The 16,058-nt window shown below is 61.5% G+C and carries 14 protein-coding genes and 1 pseudogene; 9 read left to right on the top strand and 6 right to left on the bottom strand.

Going from position 1 to position 16,058, the window contains the following annotated elements; translation table 11 throughout:
• Positions 1-30: 30 nt before the first annotated feature.
• Positions 31-1,206 carry a GGDEF domain-containing protein gene (locus RAN89_RS02220; protein WP_313868041.1) on the bottom strand — a complete coding sequence of 392 codons (1,176 nt, stop codon included), beginning with the start codon at positions 1,204-1,206 and terminating at the stop codon, positions 31-33.
• Between the two features lie 112 nt (positions 1,207-1,318).
• Between RAN89_RS02220 and RAN89_RS02215 the strand changes: the two genes are divergently transcribed.
• Positions 1,319-2,185: a pirin family protein gene (locus RAN89_RS02215; RefSeq protein WP_313868040.1), complete on the top strand. Its 867-nt coding sequence runs from the start codon at positions 1,319-1,321 to the stop codon at positions 2,183-2,185.
• Here RAN89_RS02215 and RAN89_RS02210 read toward each other — a convergent pair.
• On the bottom strand, positions 2,157-3,206 hold the full coding sequence (locus RAN89_RS02210) for an LLM class flavin-dependent oxidoreductase (RefSeq protein WP_313868039.1): 1,050 nt from the start codon (positions 3,204-3,206) through the stop codon (positions 2,157-2,159). The two genes, RAN89_RS02215 and RAN89_RS02210, sit on opposite strands and share 29 nt — an antisense overlap.
• A 131-nt stretch (positions 3,207-3,337) precedes the next feature.
• Here RAN89_RS02210 and RAN89_RS02205 point away from each other — a divergent pair, with 131 nt between their 5' ends.
• The 3 genes and pseudogenes from RAN89_RS02205 (at position 3,338) to RAN89_RS02195 (ending at position 4,653) form a co-directional block, all read left to right on the top strand.
• Positions 3,338-3,823, top strand: a complete 486-nt coding sequence (locus tag RAN89_RS02205) for an FxDxF family PEP-CTERM protein (protein WP_313868038.1) — start codon at positions 3,338-3,340, stop codon at positions 3,821-3,823.
• A gap of 49 nt (positions 3,824-3,872) precedes the next feature.
• Positions 3,873-4,334 (top strand): annotated as a pseudogene (locus tag RAN89_RS02200) (FxDxF family PEP-CTERM protein); the annotation flags it as partial.
• Positions 4,335-4,482: 148 nt separating this feature from the next.
• Positions 4,483-4,653 carry a hypothetical protein gene (locus RAN89_RS02195; protein WP_313868036.1) on the top strand — a complete coding sequence of 57 codons (171 nt, stop codon included), beginning with the start codon at positions 4,483-4,485 and terminating at the stop codon, positions 4,651-4,653.
• Between the two features lie 125 nt (positions 4,654-4,778).
• Here the strand turns inward: RAN89_RS02195 and RAN89_RS02190 are convergent, their stop codons facing one another.
• Both RAN89_RS02190 and aptA read right to left on the bottom strand, forming a co-directional pair.
• Positions 4,779-6,284, bottom strand: coding sequence for a CoA-acylating methylmalonate-semialdehyde dehydrogenase (locus RAN89_RS02190; RefSeq protein ID WP_313868035.1), 1,506 nt, complete (start codon positions 6,282-6,284; stop codon positions 4,779-4,781).
• A gap of 87 nt (positions 6,285-6,371) precedes the next feature.
• Complete coding sequence (gene aptA, locus RAN89_RS02185) at positions 6,372-7,682, bottom strand: omega-aminotransferase AptA (RefSeq protein WP_313869329.1); 1,311 nt, start codon at positions 7,680-7,682, stop codon at positions 6,372-6,374.
• 174 nt (positions 7,683-7,856) lie between these two features.
• Here aptA and RAN89_RS02180 point away from each other — a divergent pair, with 174 nt between their 5' ends.
• Positions 7,857-8,783, top strand: coding sequence for a LysR family transcriptional regulator (locus RAN89_RS02180; RefSeq protein ID WP_313868034.1), 927 nt, complete (start codon positions 7,857-7,859; stop codon positions 8,781-8,783).
• A 300-nt stretch (positions 8,784-9,083) separates the two neighbouring features.
• On the opposite strand, the gene RAN89_RS02175 is transcribed toward RAN89_RS02180, so the two are convergent.
• Complete coding sequence (locus RAN89_RS02175; RefSeq protein WP_313868033.1) at positions 9,084-10,409, bottom strand: D-amino acid dehydrogenase; 1,326 nt, start codon at positions 10,407-10,409, stop codon at positions 9,084-9,086.
• A gap of 86 nt (positions 10,410-10,495) precedes the next feature.
• Between RAN89_RS02175 and RAN89_RS02170 the strand changes: the two genes are divergently transcribed.
• Together RAN89_RS02170 and RAN89_RS02165 are read left to right on the top strand one after the other, a co-directional pair.
• Positions 10,496-11,413, top strand: coding sequence for a LysR family transcriptional regulator ArgP (locus tag RAN89_RS02170; protein WP_313868032.1), 918 nt, complete (start codon positions 10,496-10,498; stop codon positions 11,411-11,413).
• A 54-nt stretch (positions 11,414-11,467) separates the two neighbouring features.
• Complete coding sequence (locus RAN89_RS02165; protein WP_313868031.1) at positions 11,468-12,109, top strand: TetR/AcrR family transcriptional regulator; 642 nt, start codon at positions 11,468-11,470, stop codon at positions 12,107-12,109.
• Positions 12,110-12,157: 48 nt separating this feature from the next.
• On the opposite strand, the gene RAN89_RS02160 is transcribed toward RAN89_RS02165, so the two are convergent.
• Positions 12,158-13,081: an aldose 1-epimerase gene (locus RAN89_RS02160; RefSeq protein ID WP_313868030.1), complete on the bottom strand. Its 924-nt coding sequence runs from the start codon at positions 13,079-13,081 to the stop codon at positions 12,158-12,160.
• Between the two features lie 399 nt (positions 13,082-13,480).
• Between RAN89_RS02160 and RAN89_RS02155 the strand changes: the two genes are divergently transcribed.
• Both RAN89_RS02155 and RAN89_RS02150 read left to right on the top strand, forming a co-directional pair.
• The gene (locus tag RAN89_RS02155) at positions 13,481-14,446 is read left to right on the top strand and encodes an ABC transporter substrate-binding protein (protein WP_313868029.1); all 966 of its coding nucleotides are present in this window, start codon (positions 13,481-13,483) and stop codon (positions 14,444-14,446) included.
• Between the two features lie 72 nt (positions 14,447-14,518).
• Positions 14,519-16,057 (top strand): sugar ABC transporter ATP-binding protein, encoded by a 1,539-nt coding sequence (locus tag RAN89_RS02150; protein ID WP_313868028.1) that lies wholly within the window; start codon positions 14,519-14,521, stop codon positions 16,055-16,057.
• The last annotated feature ends 1 nt before the right edge of the window (position 16,058 follow it).

The raw sequence follows: 16,058 nt of genomic DNA, 5'->3' as shown, positions 1-16,058 counted from the left end.
GAGGCCTCCGATGGCGCTGGCGCGCCGGGGTCAAATCACCCGGTTGCGACCCCGCTGCTTGGCGAGGTAGAGTGCCTTGTCGGCCTCGGTGTAGAGGCTGTCGAATTCGCGGCTTTCTTCGGCCGTGGTGCCGGCAAGGCCGATGCTGGCGGTTACCGCGATGCGCTTGTCTTCCCAGCGAATGTCGCTGACTTCCAGGCGCTGGCGGATTTTTTCAGCGATTTTGCGGCTGGCCTCCGCGGTGGTGTGGGGCAGCAGCACGATAAATTCTTCGCCACCCAGGCGGCCCACCAGGTCGGTGCTGCGCACCGAGTTCACCATGGTCTGCGCCACATGCCGCAGTACCGCGTCACCGGCAGGATGGCCCCAGGTGTCATTGATGCGCTTGAAATGGTCCAGGTCCAGCAGAAGGATGGTGGTGGCGCTGCCTTGCCGTTTGGCGCGCTTCAGCTCGTTGGTGCTGAGCTCCACAAAGGTGTTGCGGTTGAACAGCCCGGTCAGGCCGTCCTGGCGGGTGAGCCGCTCCAGCTCGCGCTGTTTGAGCTGCAATTCGGTGTGGGCCTTCTCTAACTGATGCTTTTGCACCGCGATAGTGGTGAATTTGCGCCACATCAGCACCGACAGGCAGAACCCGATCACGCACACAGCCAGGCCATTGAGGCGGTTCGAAAGCAGCATCTCCGGGTTGTGCTGCGTCATGCCGATCAGGGTACTGAACAGCACAAAGGCCACGCCAAACAAGGCGGCTGCCACATGGGGGCGCAGGTAGATCGTGAGGCTGGTCACGATACAGGCGATGAAAAACGGGGTGATGGCCGGGGTAACCCATTGGTCGATGGCCGTGATCAGCATGGCAAAGACTATGCACACCGCCATGGCCAGAACCGGCAACCAGCGCCCTGCCAATGAGCGGTGGCGGTGCTCCAGCGGGCGACAGGCCCAAGCGCACAAGGCCAAGGCCGCCCCCATGCCGGTGTGGGTCAACAGCTGCCAGAATTTCCATCGGTAAGCAGGGTCGTCGTCCGAGGCGCTCAGGGCCATCCAGAGAAACAGCACCGCAAAAAAACCATTCAGTGCCGCTGCCAACGGGCTGAGCAATCGGGTGCGCTGCAAATTGCTGGCGTGTGCCTCATCGAGTACCAGTGCGTACTCGGAGTTCCAGCGCTCCATCGTGTGGCGCAATACGCGGGCGGTATAGGTGTTCATGCTCAGGCGAAGCACTGTAGCAGAGCAAGCGCTTATTGCAGCAAACCATTGCACGCTGGGGCAGAATGCTTGCAAACCCATGCGGCTTTAGTGCCTCAGCTCAAGGATACCTATGTCGACTCCCATCATCCCCCGTGCCCACGATTTGGGTGGCGGCTTCACCGTTCGGCGTGTCTTGCCTTCGGTACAGCGCCAGGCCATCGGACCTTTTGTGTTTTTTGACCACTTCGGCCCGGTAACTGCCCACCCGGGAGACAACCATGACGTGCGCCCGCACCCCCATATCGGGCTGGCGACGGTGACCTATCTGTTTGAAGGCGCCATGATGCACCGCGACTCAACCGGCGTGGTGCAACGTATAGAGCCCGGCGCCATCAACTGGATGACCGCGGGCCGTGGCATCGTGCACTCGGAGCGCACCCCCGATGACCTGCGGGACGTGAGCCGCAACAGCCACGGCTTTCAGCTCTGGGCCGCGCTCCCGGCGGAACATGAAGAAGATGCGCCTGCCTTTTCCCACACCCCTGCAAGCGCCATTCCGGTGGTGACCCTGCCGGGCGCCACCGTGCGCGTGCTGGTGGGCAGCGCGTTCGGGGTGAGTTCGCCGGTTGCGACCCTGTCGCCTACTTTGTATTTGGCGATCGAGTTGGAGGCCGGTGCTTCAGTCACGGTGCCTGCCGCCGCCGTGGAGCGGGGTATTTACAGCGTGGACGCGGACGTGTCAGCAGACGGCGCTTCTCTGTCTAGCGGGCAAATGCTGGTGCTGGAGGAAGGCTCGGAGCCGGTCATCCATGCTGCACAAGCCACACGCCTGATGGTGCTGGGTGGTACGCCACTGGGGCACCGCTTCATGGTTTGGAACTTCGTGTCCAGCCACAAAGAACGCATTCTGCAGGCCCAGGACGATTGGGAGGCGCAGCGCTTCCCTACAGTGCCGGGCGAGACGGAGTTCATCCCATTGCCGGTGCGGCGTCCCTGACTTTCGCACTGTCTTCGGCAGCCCGGCGCATGGCGTGCGCGGCAATGTCCAGGGAGCGCAGACGCAAGGCAGGGTCGTAAATGTCGCTGACCAGCATCAGCTCGTCGGCAAGAGTGGCGTCTGCCATCGCCAGCAGGCCTTGCTCAACGGTGTCCGGCCCGCCGATCACGGCTTCACCGAGAAAGTCCTGGATGGCGGCCCGCGCATCGGGCGGGCACTGTTGCAGGAACTGCGGCTTGGGGGGAGGCAAGGCCCCGCGTTGCCCGGTCAGGATGCCCAGCACCCGCTGGTAAATGCTGCTGGCGAGCAGCTCGGCCTCTTCGTCCGTTTCCGCCGCGACCAGGGGCACGCCCACCATCACATGCGGTTTGGCCAGTGAGGCAGACGGTTTGAACAGGCTGCGGTACATCGCAATCGCCTGGTGCAGATAGCGTGGTGCGAAGTGGGATGCGAACGCATAAGGCAGCCCCAAGTGGCCGGCCAGTTGGGCCGAATACAGGCTGGAGCCCAGCAGCCAGATGGGCACTTGCGTGCCCGCACCGGGCATGGCGACCAACTTTTGCCCCGGTTGCAGGGGGGCCAGCAGGGCTTGCAGCTCGGCCACGTCGCGCGGGAAATCGTCTTCGTGTTCGACTTTGTTGCGGCGCAGGGCGCGCATGGTGGTTGGGTCCGTACCGGGGGCACGGCCCAGGCCGAGGTCAATACGGCCCGGATACAACTCGGCCAAGGTGCCAAACGCTTCGGCCACGACCAGCGGCGCATGGTTGGGCAGCATGATGCCGCCTGACCCGACCCGGATGCGCTTGGTGCCGCCTGCCATATGGCCCACCAGTACGGCGGTGGCAGAACTCGCGATGCCCGGCATGTTGTGGTGCTCTGCCAGCCAGTAGCGCTCGAAACCCAGCGCCTCCGCATGCTGCGCTGTGCGCAAAGCGATTTGCAAGGCCTGCCCCACCGTGCCGCCTTCGCGGACGGCAACCAGATCAAGCATGGAAAGGCGGGGGGGTGAGTACTTCTGCATGTGACGATTGTGTCGAAACTTTCAAAGCCTTGTGGTAGATAGTCCGATCGCACTATTGTTGCAGTGCCGCAAAAGCTCGACACTTCGGCCATTCTGAAATTTGATGGGAGAAGCTTGTGTACAAATCGTTAATGAAAAAAGCAGCTTTGGCGCTCACGCTGGCAGCGTCTCTGGCTGCGGCTCAAGCAAGTACATTCAATATCGGCCCGTTGGAAAACACTTACCAGAATTCCGTTGATGTTTCAGGCACGTTTGAGGATATTTACACCTTCACCCTGCCGTCTCAATTTACGGGCGTAACTGGCGGCTACTTCGCAGTGGACTATGCTGGTTTGGGCTTGGATACCTATTTGACTGTGGGTCAGGGCGCACCCGGGTCTGGGTTTACTGTGTCCTTGCCGATCAACGGAAGTCTGAGTGGTTTGGGTGTGGCTTCATATCAATCCACTTTCAGCCTTGCTCCCGGTGGCTCTTACTGGTTCCAATTGTCGGGTTACGGCGAAGCCGCCTCCTACACTGTGACATTGGCTCCTGTCCCGGAACCCGAAACTTATGCTTTGCTTTTGGCGGGCTTGGGTTTGATGGGTGCGGTTGCTCGCCGTCGTCAATCCAAATAATCAGGGGATACGCATGAAAAAGACCATCCAATCACTCGTGGCAGCCGCCGTTTTGGTAGCGGCGGCAAACAGCCATGCAGCCGGCACCAGCGCGTCCTTCGAAGAAGCCACCAACGGTGCATTTGCCGAATCCTTTGTGGTAACTCCTGCAGTAACAAATAAGCTCATATTGCGTGTGACTGGGCTCGCAAGCCAGTTCTCTGCACTGTCGGCTTCCTTGTGGTCCGGTGTATCCCAGATCGCTGTTTTTAATTCTGTTAGCTTGAACGGCAATCGCACAATTTTGGTAAGCGATGCGGCGAACAGCGCGTTTAGCTTGTTGGCTGGGCAGGCGTATACGCTCAAGGTGACAGGCACCAGCGCCGCTTTGCCCAACACCGCCAAGGGCGCGGTCGTGGTCAACTTCGGAACTGTTAGCCCTGTGCCCGAACCCGAAAGCTTTGCGCTCTTGCTTGCAGGACTGGGGTTGATTGGTGCCGCCACAAAACGCAGTCGTCAAAAGTCTGCGTAAGTACGACACATTTGCTTTCAGAAGGCCTGCCTCGTGCAGGCCTTTTTGTTTTGGATGTCGGAATGTTGGTTGCTTATCCGAATGGACTATTGTTGCGGCGCAGCATAGGGTTAATACTGACCTTGTCACACATCCTTCCGGAGGCCTTATGAAGATCAAATTACTCCTGTTACTCGCAGTGGCTGCGCTACCCGCTTGGGCTGTTCAGACTGCCGGCCCCGATGCTATGCAGCTGGTGACACCTGACGCCAATTCCGGCGGTTTGGTATTGGCTGGCTTGGGATTGATGGCGACGATTGCGCGGCGTCGTTTCAAGTAGGGACGCTTGCCGCTGGCCTGCACGGCCCCACCGAAAAAAAGGCTTGTCGAAAGACAAGCCTTTTTGCTTTTGGGCGGATCCGGGGAGCGTGCAAACCCGGCGGTGGCCGGGATTGCACACCAGACTCAGCGGCTGCTCGGGAAGTTGAACACTGCCCCCTCGCGCACACCGGCACTCGGCCAGCGCTGGGTGATGGTTTTGCGTTTGGTATAGAAGCGCACGGCGTCGGGGCCGTAGGCGTGCAGGTCACCAAACAGGCTGCGCTTCCAGCCGCCGAAGGAGTGGTAGGCCACAGGCACGGGCAGCGGCACGTTCACCCCCACCATGCCGACCAAAATGTTGTCGGTGAAGTAACGGGCGGCTTCGCCGTCGCGGGTGAAGATGCAGGTGCCGTTGCCGTATTCGTGGGCATCGATCATGTCCATGGCTTCTTGAAGCGTCTTGACACGCACCACACCCAGCACGGGACCGAAGATTTCTTCCTGGTAAATCACCATGCCCGGTTTGACGTTGTCAAACAGGCAGGGGCCGAGGTAATAGCCGTCTTCATGGCCGGCGACCTTCAGCCCGCGGCCGTCCACCACCAGGGTGGCGCCTTCTTTCACACCTTGGTCCACATAGCCCTTCACCTTTTCGAAGTGCGGCTTGGTCACCAGTGGGCCCATGTCCATGCCGGGGGCTGTGCCAGGGCCGACCTTCATCTTGGCGATCTCGGCTTTCAGGCCTTCAATCACCGCGTCGGCGGTAGCGTCACCTACGGCCACCACCAGCGGAATGGCCATGCAGCGTTCGCCGCAGGAGCCATAGGCCGCACCCATGAGGGCGCTCACGGCGTTGGCGACGTCGGCATCGGGCATGACCACCGCGTGGTTCTTGGCGCCGCCCAAGGCTTGTACACGTTTGCCGTGTTTGCAGCCTTCGGCATAAATGTATTCGGCAATCGGGGTGGAGCCCACAAAGCTCACCGCCTTGACCCGTGGGTCTTGCAAGAGCGTGTCCACGGCTTCTTTGTCGCCGTTGACCACGTTCAGCACACCGGGTGGCAGGCCGGCTTCGAGTGCCAACTCGGCCACACGCAGGGTGGAGCTGGGGTCGCGCTCAGACGGTTTCAGTACAAAGGTGTTGCCGCAGGCGACCGCCATAGGCCACATCCACAGCGGCACCATGGCCGGGAAGTTGAAGGGGGTGATGCCGGCGGTCACGCCCAGCGCCTGAAACTCGCTCCAGCTGTCGATAGCGGGGCCCACGTTCTTGCTGTGCTCCCCTTTGAGAAGTTCGGGGGCATAAGACGCGTATTCCACGTTCTCAATGCCGCGCTGCAGTTCGCCCAAGGCGTCGGAAAGCACCTTGCCGTGTTCGGCGGTGATGAGGGCGCAGAGTTCTTCAGCGTGCTTTTCCAGCAAAACTTTCAGGTTGCTCATCACGCGGGCTCGCTTGAGCGGTGGCGTGTTGCGCCAGGCGGGGAAGGCAGCTTGCGCGTTGGCAATGGCTTCTTCTACCGTGGCTTTGGGGGCCAGCAGCACCCGCTTCTCGGCTTTGCCGGTGGCGGGGTTGAAGACGTCTTGTGCGCGTTCGCCGGTGGTGATGATCTTGCCGCCGATGAGGTGGCCGACTGTGGGGAGTTGAGACATAGAGGGATTGAAGTGTCAAAAGGGCTGCTGGCGCACGACAAACGTGCGCGAGCAGCTATAAAAAGAATAGCGAATGGGTATTTCGCTTCAGGCGGTTGCGTTGATGGCTTCGCCCAAGGCGTTGACCAGGCTGTCGATCTCGGCCTCGGTGGTGATGAAGGGTGGCGCCAGCGCAATGCAGTCACCGGCATAGCGCACGTAGAAGCCCTTGTCCAGGCAGCGCATGGCCACCTCGTAAGGGCGCTTGGCGGGCTCGCCGGGCACTGCAGCCAGCGTAAAGCCGGCCGACAGACCGAGGTTGCGGATGTCGGTGATGTGCTTGGCGCCGCGCAGGCTGTGCACCGCTTTCTCGAAGTAAGGCGCTAGAGCCGCCACGCGCTCCACCATGTTTTCCTTGACCAGAATGTCCAGAGCCGCAATGCCGGCGGCGCAGGCCACGGGGTGGGCGGAGTAGGTGTAGCCGTGGGGGAATTCCAGCATGTAGTCGGGGCCACCGGCTGCCATGAAGGTGTCGTAAATCTCTTTCTTGGCCACCACCACGCCCAAGGGTTGCGCGCCATTGGTGATCTGCTTGGCGGCGTTCAGGATGTCCGGCACTACGCCGAAATAGCCTGCGCCGGTGTAAGCGCCCAAGCGGCCGAAACCGGTGATCACTTCATCAAAAATCAGCAGGATGTTGTTCTGGGTGCAGATCTCTCGCAGGCGCTGCAGGTAGCCCACGGGCGGCACCACCACACCGGCCGAGCCGGACATGGGTTCCACGATCACTGCGGCAATGTTGGACGCGTCGTGCAGGGCAATCAGGCGCAGCAGCTCGTCGGCCATGTCGCCGCCTTTCTCAGGCAGACCTTTGCTGAACGCGTTGGAGGCCAGCTGGGTGTGGGCCAAGTGGTCGGCCTCAATGCCTTGGCCGAAGGTCTTGCGGTTGGCGGGCAGGCCGCCGACCGAAATGCCGCCGAAGTTCACGCCGTGGTAACCCTTCTCGCGGCCGATCAAACGCGTCTTGGTGCCCATGCCTTTGGCGCGCCAGTAAGCGCGGGCCATTTTGAGTGCAGTGTCTGCCGATTCGGAGCCGGAGCCGGTGTAGAACACATGGTCCAAGCCCTCGGGGGTGAGTTCGACGATCTTGTTGGCCAGCTCAAAGGAGAGCGGGTGGCCGAACTGGAAGGCGGGCGAAAAGTCCAGGGTGCCGATCTGCTTGCTCACAGCCTCGGTAATCTCGCGACGGCCGTGGCCCAGACCTGCGCACCAGAGGCCGGAGAGGCCGTCGAAGATCTTTTTGCCGTTGGAGTCCGTGAAGTAAGCGCCTTGGGCACTCACCATCATGCGCGGGTTGGCTTTGAAATCGCGGTTGCCGGTAAAGGCCATCCAGTGCGATTCCATCCACTCGCGGGACATGGGGAAGGTGGAGGTGCTGGTTACTGCCTCGCCGGTAGCGGAGACGCTGGTGTCGTTGAGCTTCATGGGAACTCCAGTGGGTGGGGTTGGTAGGCCTTGTAAGGGCGATGGTGCATTGTGGGCAGCTCTGTTACTCTTATAAAGTCACAAATATCACTATTTACTTCGCAAAGTATGAAAGTAAAAGCCAAAGCCGTTCTCGGCCAGATCAGCGACATGGATTTGCGCTTGCTGCGCGTCTTCAAGGCGGTGGTCGATTGCGGGGGCATGGCCGCGGCCGAGCTGGAGCTCAACATCGGAACCTCCACGGTGAGCCGCCACATCAAGGACCTGGAAACCCGCCTCGGCCTGACCCTGTGCAGGCGTGGCCGGGCTGGTTTTGCGCTCACCGCCGAGGGCGAAAAAATCTATGCCCAGACCACCCAGTTGCTGGCTGCGACCGACGCATTCCGCAGCAGCGTGGACGAAATCCACCAGCGCATGGGCGGGCAACTGCAGGTGGCGGTGTTCGACAAAACCGCCAGCAACCCGGCCAGCCACATTGCCGAAGCCATCGCTCACTTTCATGCGGAAGCCCCCGATGTCGGGCTGAACCTGCATGTGGCCACCCTCACGGCCATCGAGCGCGGGGTGCTGGACGGGCAGTTCCATGTGGGCATCATCCCCGGTCATCGCGCGTCGGATGTGTTGGACTACACCCCCTTGTTTGACGAGCACATGTTGCTGTACTGCGGTACTCGCCATGCGTTGTGGAACGCGGATAAGAGTGCCCTGAACTGGGAGACTTTGCCCGGCCACGAGTTTGCGGGGCTGGGCTACCACTCGCCGAACATGGAGCTGAGCCAGCGCATGCGCCTGCCGCGCCGTGCCACGGGGTTTGACCAGGAGTCGATTGCCACGTTGATTTTGTCCGGCCAGTTTCTGGGATTTCTGCCCGATCACTATGCCGAGAGCTTTGTACGCCGTGGTCTGATGCAAGCCGTGCGACCTGATCTGCTGAGCTACGCCTGCCAGTTTTTTGCCATCACGCGTAAGTCACCGCAGCCGAGCCGGGCGACGTTGGCGTTTCAGTCGTGTTTAGTGCGGGCGCACGGAGGGTGACGGCGACTATGGTGTTCGCCCGCGTGGAGCGGGGGTGTGCGCTTACGCTCGTGTCCCCCGGCCGCGCTGCGGCCTCCTCCTTGACCTCGCTTCAGCGCACATCCCCGCCCCACGCTAGAGGGTTTGGTCTCTTCTGAGTCAGCACACCAAGTTCGCGCAAGAGCTGGCGGGGTAGGTGTTCTGCGCAGGTCAAGGAGGAGGCCGCAAAGCGGCCGGGGGACACGGAGCAGAACGCCTACCCCGCTAGCTTCTCACCAACACGGCCGGTAAACCAAAGACCGAAAAACGGCGAAGTAAGACCTAAGCCCCGTAAAACTTGAAGTTCATTTCGGGCTTCTTGCCGTGGATCAACTCCGCAATCGCCTTGCCCGACCCCGCACCATGCGTCCACCCCAGGGTACCGTGACCGGCATTGACCCACACGCCCTTGACCGGCGACTGGCCGATGTAAGGAATGTTGGTGGGGGTGGCGGGGCGCAGGCCGGTCCAGTAGTTGGGCTGGCCCCCTTGCTCTTCGGTGCGGGTGTCGCACACGCCGGGCAACACTTCTTCAATCCGGCGGGACAGCATGTGGCAGCGGGCCTTGGCCACGGGTGAATCCAATGTCAGGTCAAAGCCGCCGACCTCGATGGTGCCGGCCACGCGCAGCTCGTCGCCCAGGCGGCTGATGGCCACCTTCTTGGCGTCGTCAATCGTGGAGACCAGCGGCGCCAGCTCAGGCTTCAAGATCTTGAAGGTAGCGCTGTAGCCCTTACCGGGGTAAATCGGCAGGTTCACGCCCACGGTGCGCAAGAGCGGTGCGGTGTAGGAGCCGGTGGCGACCACCACATGATCTGCCTTCAGCACCTTGAAGGACCCGGGCACGGTTTGGCCCTTGGCGCCCGAGGACAGTGCGCGAACAGCTACTGATTTGATAGCGCCACCGTCGGTATTGAGCTGCTCTACGCTGTACTCATACAAGAACTCGGCGCCACGGGCGGCGCACAGCTTGGCCAGCTCCTGGGTGAATACCTTGCAGTCGCCGGATTCGTCGCTGGGGGTGATGGTGCCGCCCACGATCTGGTGCGCGAACTGGCGGTAGGCCGGCTCGATCTTCAGGAACTCTTCTTTGCTGATGACCTGGCGGTTCACGCCGTACTTGCGCATCAGCGCAGCGGCGTCCCCGGCGGTGTCAAACGACTTCTGGTCGCAGTAATAGTGCGCAATGCCGCGCTCCAGGCGGTTGTATTGAATGCCGGTGCTGGCAACCACATCCTTCAAGGCGGCGTGGCTGTAAGCACCCAAAGCGACGAGCTGCTGCACATTGCGCTCAAAAGCCGCGTCGTTGCAGTTGGCCAGGAAAGACAAGCCCCAGGTGTACTGGTGCAGGCCGGGGCCGAAGGGGTTCTGGGGGCGGAACAGGAGCGGCGCCTCTTTGCTGAGCATCCACTTGAGGGCCTTGAGCGGCGCCTCTTTGTTGGCCCAGGGTTCGCAATAACTCACTGAGATTTGCGCGCCATTGGCAAAACTGGTTTCCAGGGCGGCGTCGGCTTGACGCTCGACCACCGTGACTTCGTGGCCGAGTTCCAGCAAATGCCACGCAGTGCAAATGCCGATGGTGCCTGCGCCGAGAACAATAATTTTCATCTGCGCAGTGTCAGGCAAGCGGAAGGCTAGTAAAAGTAAAATTAACTGGTTTGCGAAAACATTAGCTGCATTAATAAGAAAACACCATGCGTACTTTCGACTCGGACGCCCTGGAATGCCTTGCCGCCATCGTGGAAGAAGGCGGCTTTGAACGCGCTGCGGTGCGCCTGTCCATCACCCAATCCGCCGTCTCGCAGCGCCTGCGCGCACTGGAGGCGCAGGTGGGAACGGTGCTGCTGGTGCGCAGCCGGCCGGTGAAAGCGACCTCGGCCGGGCGCTTGCTCATCAAGCACGCGGTGCAAATGCGCCTCTTGCGAGCCGATCTGGAAACCGACCTCAAAGACCTGGCGCCCAGCACCGGTGCTGTGCGCGAGGACGAGCGCATCTCGATTGCGGTGAATGCCGACAGCATCGCCACCTGGGCCCTGCCGGCGCTGGACCCGCTGGTGCACGCGGGATTGCCGCTGGAAATCATCACCGATGACCAGGACTTCACCCACGAATGGCTGCGTGAAGGCCAAGTGCTGGGCTGTGTGACCACCCTGAAGCAAGCGCTTCGTGGTTGCAAAGTGCAGTCTTTGGGTGCCATGCAATATGTGGCGGTGGCCAGTGCCGAGTACGCCCAGGCGCATTGCCCCCAGGGCCTGACTCCGCACAATTTCCGCAGTATTCCGTTTGTCGCCTTCAACCGCAAAGACGATCTGCCCACTGAATTTGTGAGCCGGGCACTCAACCTGCGACGGGTGTCCCTGAGCCAACGCTTCGTGCCCAGCTCTGAGGGGCAGGTGCGTGCGGTGCTGGCCGGTTGGGGTGCGAGCATCGTGCCCGAGCTGCTGGTGCAGGGGCTGTTGGAAACAGGGCAGCTGGTCAATCTGGCGCCCGACATGCGCTTGCCCGTGAGCCTGTACTGGCACTGCTGGAATCTGGACTCGGAGGTGATAGACCGGCTGACCCATGCCCTGTCGGGCGCGGCTACCCGCTTGCTGGGTGCGAAAACCAAGTAGTCACAAAGTAGCCTTGGTCTCCACATTCCGACGCCAGAGGAATAAAATGCCGACATGAACGAACCATCCGCTGTCCAGGACGCGCCCGTGGCGCCCGTCAAAGTCTCTTTCAAAAAGCAGATGCTGCAAGCCCGGGAGGACGCCATCATCCGCTCGGTGAACCTGCTGCTGGCGGAAAAAGGCTTTGAGGCCATGACGGTGGACGAGGTGGCCGCCAGCGTAGGTATCGCCAAGGCCAGCCTGTACAAGCACTTTCCCAGCAAGGAAGACCTAGCCGCTGCGGCCATGGCCCACCTGATGGGGCAGGCGCAGGCTTTTCTGGACACTTTGCCGGACGACATGTCGCCCCTGCAGCGCCTGCGCGCGGTGGTGCGCTGGACCATGGCGCTCAAGCTGGCCGGCGAGATGCCTTCCCTGCCCAGCCAGAACAGCACCTTGCGCGCCACGCTGATGGGCCACAAAGCCTACATGGACGGACTCATGGACGTGAGCGACCGTCTAGGGGCATGGATCGAAGCAGCCCAGGCGCAAGGCCTGATCAACCCCGAGCTGCCGGCCATTGCCGTGCTCTACACCCTGTACGCCCGCGCCTGTGACCCGGTGCTGGAGTTTTTGCGCATGGGTGGCCAGCACACCGATGCGCAAATCATCGATCTGGTGCTGTCCACTTGCTTTGATGGCCTGAATAGCCGCTAGCGCCCGAAGGCTGTGTGCTGGCAGCTACTTTTTTGATAGCAAAAAGCGCTAGCGGGTGAGTGACTCAAACCGCCACTCCACTGCCTGGCGCAAGGTCTGGCCGGTTTGCAGCACCTGCAATCCCGGCCGGCCTTCCATGTGAAAAGCGTCAATCGGGTGGGTAACAGGTTCGAAGCAAAAATGAGCCCCTTCAGCCGGGCGGTAGAGCAAGCAGAAGCCGTCGCTCCGGCCCCGCGCCACGACGACCGGATCGCGCATGTGCAGTCGCAAGGCATGTTCCGGCCAGTCGATGTGGGCCTTGCCGCTCCAGCCGGCATAGGCGTTGTCAATCAGGCTGCCACTCACCGCCATGCCCTCGCGAGGGTCCCACCCGGCGGGAAACTGCGTGGTGAATCCGGTAGGCATGGGGTCTGCACCACTGAGCCATACGCCTTCTACTTGTGCGTGCAAACGAGCGTTGGGCGTGCGCAAAAAGGCCGGGTGCTGTCCCAGACCATAGGGCAGGCTGTCTGCACCGAGGTGGGTGACCTCCAGGAGTTGGTCCATGCCGTCATCCCGCAGGACAAAGCGCTGCAAGGCGCGGTAGTGATAGGGGTTGCCGTCGAAGTGCTTGGATTCGAGGTGCAGCTCCAGCGTGTCGTGGCGAGGCTGGCGGATCACCCAGGGCTGTAGCCAGCCGTCCCCGTGGATGGGATAGGGCTCGCCCACGCGGTTGGGGTGCATGGGGTAGTGGGTGCCGTCATGGCTGAACCCGCCTTGCCCGATGCGGTTGGACCATGGCACGAGGGGGAAAGACGCCGTCGTGTACAGGTCCGGCGCGCCGGCCCAGGGGCGCCAGATGTCCATCAAGCCTTGACCTGCGTCCCGCTGCCAGGCGGCCACGCTGCCCCCCAGGCCGGGTAGGAGGCCCAGGCGTTGGCCCCCGTGTTGCAGCCAATGGATGGGGTGGGAAGGTGCAGAGAGGGAGTTCATGGACAGGGTGCAGTTGGGTGGTGGTCAATGGCCGGCCAAGCGGCAGGGCTGGCGCATGCTAGTCCCGCGGCCCTGCAAAAGAAAATCACAATTCAGGCCTGTGACATTGCAATATTGCAATTAATAAAACAATTGCCCACATTTAATCCGCTGGGCAAACTAAATAAAAAACCCTCATAAAAACAATAATCTAGGGTAAACCTGAATTATTCGATTGATATCTGAATCATCTAAAACACTATTAGATCGATATCTTTTCGAATCATATGATGACAACCACTCCTCCCGACAAAGGGCGCTTTGAAAACGTTGCCGGGTTGCAAGGGGAGGCCAAGTGGTCGAACGCGGGAGGCTGCTTTGAAACCCATTTCCCGCATTTACAACGAAAGAGGAGACATCATGAACAACAATCGTCGGACCGTATTGGCTTCCGCCCTGGCAGCATCCATTGCAGTGGCTGCGCCCATGAGCGCATTTGCCCAGAAGAAGATCGTTATGGGCTTCAGCCAGATCGGTGCGGAAAGTGAATGGCGCACCGCCAACACCAACTCCATGAAATCTGCCGCGGCCGCAGCGGGCATTGAACTCAAGTTCTCCGATGCGCAGCAGAAGCAGGAAAACCAGATCAAGGCCTTGCGCTCTTTCATCGCGCAAAAGGTGGATGTGATTGCGCTGACCCCCGTGGTGGAATCCGGCTGGGACACGGTGCTCAAAGAGATCAAGGATGCCAAGATTCCTTTGATCCTGATGGACCGTTCAGTGGACTCCAAAGACACCTCCCTGTACGCCACCCACATCGGCTTTGACTTTGTGAAGCAAGGCGAGATGGCGGGCCAGTGGCTGGTGGAGCGTGCCAAGACCATGAAGGGCGACATCAACGTCGTGGAGCTGCAAGGCACCGTGGGCTCCGCGCCTGCCATCGACCGCAAGAAGGGCTTTGAAGACGCCATCAAGGGCAACTCCAATATCAAGATCATCCGCTCCCAGACCGGCGACTTCACCCGCGCCAAGGGCAAGGAAGTCATGGAAGCCTTCCTGAAGGCCGAGGGCAAGAAGATCAATGTGCTCTACGCACACAACGACGACATGGCGATCGGTGCCATTCAGGCCATTGAGGAAGCCGGTCTCAAGCCCGCCAAGGACATCCTGGTGATCTCGGTGGACGGCGTGAAGGGTGCGTTTGAGGCCATGATTGCCGGCAAGTTGAACGTCAGCGTGGAATGCAGCCCGCTGCTCGGCCCGCTGGTCATGGCCACCGCCAAAGACATCGTGGCCGGTAAAACCGTGGCGCGTCGCATCATCGGCAAAGACGGTGTGTACCCCATGGAAACTGCGGCCAAAGAGTTCCCCAGCCGCCAGTACTGATCTCCTGTTAGTTCGCTTCGGTCATTCGTTTTGGCCTGCGGCCTCGGCTGCAGGCCTTTTTTCACGTAGAACATGACACACACACCACCAACGGCGCAGGCTGTGGCACCGGTGCTGGAGCTTTCCGGCATTGCCAAGCAGTTCGGACCCGTGCGGGCGCTCTCGGGCGTGGGACTGCGGCTGTATGCCGGCGAAGTCCATGCGCTGATGGGCCAGAACGGCGCGGGCAAATCCACCCTGATCAAAGTCCTCACCGGCGTATACCAGGCCGATGAAGGCGACATGCGGCTTAACGGCAGCTCCATACGCGCAACCTCCACCCTGGATGCCCAGCGCCTGGGCATCAGCACGGTTTACCAAGAGGTCAACTTGTGCGCCAACCTGTCGGTCGCTGAAAACATATTTGCGGGCCGTTACCCGCGCAAGGGGCTTGCCGGCGCATGGGCCATTGACTGGCCCGCCATGCACCGCGATGCGCGCACCCTGCTGGCGCGCCTGAACCTCGACATCGATGTCACCCAGACGTTGGCCAGCTACTCGGTCGCAGTGCAGCAAATGGTGGCCATTGCCCGGGGCTTGAGTATTTCGGCCCAGGTGCTGATCCTGGATGAGCCCACCTCCAGCCTGGATGATGAAGAGGTGGAGCGCCTTTATGTAGTGCTGCGCCAGTTGCGCGACCAGGGCATGGCCATCCTGTTTGTGACCCACTTTTTGGACCAGGTGTATGCGCTGTGCGACCGCATCACCGTGCTGCGCAATGGCGAGCTAGTGGGCGAGTACCCGGCGGCGGAGCTGGGCCACAACGCCCTGATTGCCGCCATGGTGGGGCGCGAGCTCGCCGCAGCCTCCAGCGCAGACGCTGCCAATGACGCAAGCCGCGCGCAAGCGCCGGAGTGGCTGCAAACCAAGGCCCTGAACCGCCGTGGCCATGTGAAAGCCATGAACCTCGGCATCCGCCGGGGCGAGGTGGTGGGCCTGGGCGGGCTGCTGGGCTCGGGGCGCACCGAGCTGGCTCGCCTGCTCTTCGGACTGGACCGCAGTGATGCCGGCGAGATCACGCTGGACGGCAAGACCGTGCGCATGGACTCGCCCATCACCGCCATCCAGCTGGGGCTGGGCCTGTGCCCGGAAGACCGCAAGGCCGAGGGCATCATCGCCGAGCTCTCGGTGCGCGAAAACATCGTGCTGGCCTTGCAGGCCCGCCAAGGCCTGTGGCCCGCCATTGGCCGGGTGCAACAAACCACGCTGGCCGAGGGTTATGTCAAAGCCCTGGGCATCAAGACCGCCGATGTGGACACGCCCATCGGGCAGCTCTCGGGCGGCAACCAGCAAAAAGCCGTCTTGGCCCGCTGGCTGGCCACCCAACCCAGCCTGTTGATATTGGACGAACCTACCCGCGGCATCGACATCGCCGCCAAGCAGGAAATCATGAACGAGATACTGGCACTGGCCAAACAGGGGATGGCGGTGCTGTTCATCTCCTCCGAGATGGAAGAGGTGGTGCGCGTCTCCGACCGCATCGTGGTGCTGCGCGACCGCGCCAAGGTGGGCGAGCTGCCTGCCGGCACGAATGACCAGGCGGTCTACGCCATGATTGCGGGGCAGGCATGAA

The organism is Rhodoferax mekongensis, assembly GCF_032191775.1.
In the GTDB taxonomy this organism is placed as follows: Bacteria; Pseudomonadota; Gammaproteobacteria; order Burkholderiales; family Burkholderiaceae_C; genus Allorhodoferax; species Allorhodoferax mekongensis.
The sequence above is the reverse complement of the archived record's forward strand: the minus strand, read 5'-3'. Positions and strand labels throughout refer to the sequence as shown.

Excerpts from the sequence above, each read along its gene's own strand:
- aptA (WP_313869329.1), bottom strand. The coding sequence starts at position 7,682 with ATGTCCCGCGAGTGGATGGAATCGCACTGGATGGCCTTTACCGGCAAC.
- RAN89_RS02165 (WP_313868031.1), top strand. The coding sequence starts at position 11,468 with ATGAACGAACCATCCGCTGTCCAGGACGCGCCCGTGGCGCCCGTCAAA.
- RAN89_RS02150 (WP_313868028.1), top strand. The coding sequence starts at position 14,519 with ATGACACACACACCACCAACGGCGCAGGCTGTGGCACCGGTGCTGGAG.
- RAN89_RS02160 (WP_313868030.1), bottom strand. The coding sequence starts at position 13,081 with ATGAACTCCCTCTCTGCACCTTCCCACCCCATCCATTGGCTGCAACAC.
- RAN89_RS02190 (WP_313868035.1), bottom strand. The coding sequence starts at position 6,284 with ATGTCTCAACTCCCCACAGTCGGCCACCTCATCGGCGGCAAGATCATC.
- RAN89_RS02180 (WP_313868034.1), top strand. The coding sequence starts at position 7,857 with ATGAAAGTAAAAGCCAAAGCCGTTCTCGGCCAGATCAGCGACATGGAT.
- RAN89_RS02210 (WP_313868039.1), bottom strand. The coding sequence starts at position 3,206 with ATGCAGAAGTACTCACCCCCCCGCCTTTCCATGCTTGATCTGGTTGCC.
- RAN89_RS02195 (WP_313868036.1), top strand. The coding sequence starts at position 4,483 with ATGAAGATCAAATTACTCCTGTTACTCGCAGTGGCTGCGCTACCCGCT.
- RAN89_RS02215 (WP_313868040.1), top strand. The coding sequence starts at position 1,319 with ATGTCGACTCCCATCATCCCCCGTGCCCACGATTTGGGTGGCGGCTTC.
- RAN89_RS02175 (WP_313868033.1), bottom strand. The coding sequence starts at position 10,409 with ATGAAAATTATTGTTCTCGGCGCAGGCACCATCGGCATTTGCACTGCG.
- RAN89_RS02155 (WP_313868029.1), top strand. The coding sequence starts at position 13,481 with ATGAACAACAATCGTCGGACCGTATTGGCTTCCGCCCTGGCAGCATCC.
- RAN89_RS02170 (WP_313868032.1), top strand. The coding sequence starts at position 10,496 with ATGCGTACTTTCGACTCGGACGCCCTGGAATGCCTTGCCGCCATCGTG.
- RAN89_RS02205 (WP_313868038.1), top strand. The coding sequence starts at position 3,338 with ATGAAAAAAGCAGCTTTGGCGCTCACGCTGGCAGCGTCTCTGGCTGCG.
- RAN89_RS02220 (WP_313868041.1), bottom strand. The coding sequence starts at position 1,206 with ATGAACACCTATACCGCCCGCGTATTGCGCCACACGATGGAGCGCTGG.